Here is a 2500-nt window from a genome sequence, read left to right on the forward strand (position 1 = left end):
GCAGGATTTGAACCTACGACCTCCGGGTTATGAGCCCGACGAGCTACCAAACTGCTCCATCCCGCGATATAATAACTAATATAATAGTTATAATTGTTGCTTTTTGCCAAATATTTCTTTCCTTTTAGATAACATGGTGCCGGAGATCGGAATCGAACCGATACGATCTGTTAAGGATCGCAGGATTTTAAGTCCTGTGCGTCTGCCAGTTCCGCCACTCCGGCTTATTTGGCTCCCAGGGTGGGACTCGAACCCACAACCTACCGGTTAACAGCCGGGTGCTCCACCATTGAGCTACCTAGGAATATTGTTGGGCAAATACCTACTCTCCCATGACGTTTCCATCATAGTACCATCGGCGCTAAAAGGCTTAACTTCTGTGTTCGAGATGGGTACAGGTGTATCCCTTCCGCTATCTTCACCCTATATTAACTTTTTCTATTGTAACATTGTTTCTCCTAACTGTCTATAGACTTCTATTAGGTCATTAGCACCTACCTCAATTTGTTTCACAAACTGGGTTACGGCATTAGCAGGCTCCGTTTACCAAAACAAGTTTTGGACTTCGCTGCATCTGACCTACTACGAAATCATAGATTTCTGTTAGGTCATTAGCAGTCGCATTCTTCCAATCACTTACGTTCTTGGGAATGCTTTGCATGAGTCGTACTTCAATTTATTTCACAAATTGGGTTACGGCTTCAAAAAATAGTAATAAATATTCCTGGTCAAGCTTTCGATATATTAGTATCAGTTAGCTAAAAACATTACTGCTCTTACACCTCTGACCTATCAACCATATTTTCTTCATGGTATCTCTCTTCATCTCTGAAAAAGAAATCTCATCTTGAGGGGGGCTTCGTGCTTAGATGCCTTCAGCACTTATCCCGACCAGACTTAGCTACTCAGCTGTGCTCCTGGCGGAACAACTGATACACCAGCGGTCTGTCCATCCCGGTCCTCTCGTACTAGGGACAGCTCCTCTCAAATTTCTTACGCCCACGGCGGATAGGGACCGAACTGTCTCACGACGTTCTGAACCCAGCTCGCGTGCCTCTTTAATGGGCGAACAGCCCAACCCTTGGGACCTTCTCCAGCCCCAGGATGAGACGAGCCGACATCGAGGTGCCAAACCTCCCCGTCGATGTGAACTCTTGGGGGAGATAAGCCTGTTATCCCCGGGGTAGCTTTTATCCGTTGAGCGATGGCCCTTCCACTCGGTACCACCGGATCACTAAGTCCTAGTTTCCTATCTGCTCCACTTGTTGGTGTCACAGTTAAGCTCCCTTTTGCCTTTGCACTCTATGAATGATTTCCAACCATTCTGAGGGAACCTTTGAACGCCTCCGTTACTCTTTAGGAGGCGACCGCCCCAGTCAAACTGCCCAACTGACAGTGTCCCTGTACCTGTTTCAAGGTACCAGGTTAGAACTTTAGCATTAAAAGGGTGGTATCCCACTTGTGACTCTACTAAGACTGGCGCCCTAGTTTCTTAGTCTCCCACCTATTCTGTACATTTAATACCAAAATCCAATGTCAGCCTGCAGTAAAGCTCCACGGGGTCTTTCCGTCCTGCCGTGGGTAACTCGCATCTTCACGAGTACTACAATTTCACCGGATCCTTTGTTGAGACAGTGCCCAAATCGTTACACCTTTCGTGCGGGTCGGAACTTACCCGACAAGGAATTTCGCTACCTTAGGACCGTTATAGTTACGGCCGCCGTTTACTGGGGCTTAAGTTCTATGCTTTGGGTTACCCCTAACATTTCCCCTTAACCTTCCAGCACCGGGCAGGTGTCAGCACCTATACTTCATCTTTCGATTTAGCAGATACTTGTGTTTTTGGTAAACAGTCGCTTGGGCCTATTCTCTGCGACCATGCTTCGCTTTTTGTGTTTAACATATACGTCTCATGGTACCCCTTCTCCCGAAGTTACGGGGTCATTTTGCCGAGTTCCTTAACAAAGGTTCTTCCGCGCGTCTTAGGATTCTCTCCTCGCCTACCTGTGTTGGTTTGCGGTACGGGTATCTCTTCGCTCGATAGTGCCTTTTCTTGGCAGCGTGGAATCTACTTCTTCACTACTTGTTTTTCGCTCCCCATCGTATCTCAGTGTTATGCAAGAGCGGATTTTCCTACTCCTACCACCTACTTACTTGGACGCACTCTTCCTTCCGTGCGCTAAGTATATCCTTCTGCGTCAACACTTCTCTCAATCGCTTGAGATAGTACAGGAATTTCTACCTGTTATCCATCGCTTACGCCTTTCGGCCTGGGCTTAGGCCCCGACTTACCCTGGGTGGACGAGCCTTCCCCAGGAACCCTTAGGCTTTCGACGGGTGAGATTCTCACTCACCTTTTCGCTACTCATGCCAGCATTCTCACTTGTGTAATGTCCACAAAACCTTACAGTTTTGCTTCTTCCTTTACACAACGCTCCTCTACCAACGATTACTCGTTCCACAGCTTCGGTATTAGATTTTAGCCCCGGTAATCTTCGGC

2 tRNA genes and 2 rRNA genes (1 of these 4 cut by a window edge) are annotated in these 2500 nt (G+C 47.5%); all 4 read right to left on the reverse strand.

From position 1 onward, the window contains the following. Positions 1-134 precede the first annotated feature (134 nt). Positions 135-224, reverse strand: a tRNA-Leu gene (locus tag JFY71_RS00005). A 5-nt stretch (positions 225-229) separates the two neighbouring features. Continuing rightward, positions 230-304, reverse strand: a tRNA-Asn gene (locus JFY71_RS00010). 5 nt (positions 305-309) lie between these two features. Beyond that, a 5S ribosomal RNA gene (gene rrf, locus JFY71_RS00015) occupies positions 310-426 on the reverse strand. Between the two features lie 298 nt (positions 427-724). Further along, positions 725-2500 (reverse strand): 23S ribosomal RNA (locus tag JFY71_RS00020) (it continues 1125 nt past the right edge of the window).

This window comes from Miniphocaeibacter halophilus, from assembly GCF_016458825.1.
Taxonomy (GTDB): domain Bacteria; phylum Bacillota; class Clostridia; order Tissierellales; family Peptoniphilaceae; genus Miniphocaeibacter; species Miniphocaeibacter halophilus.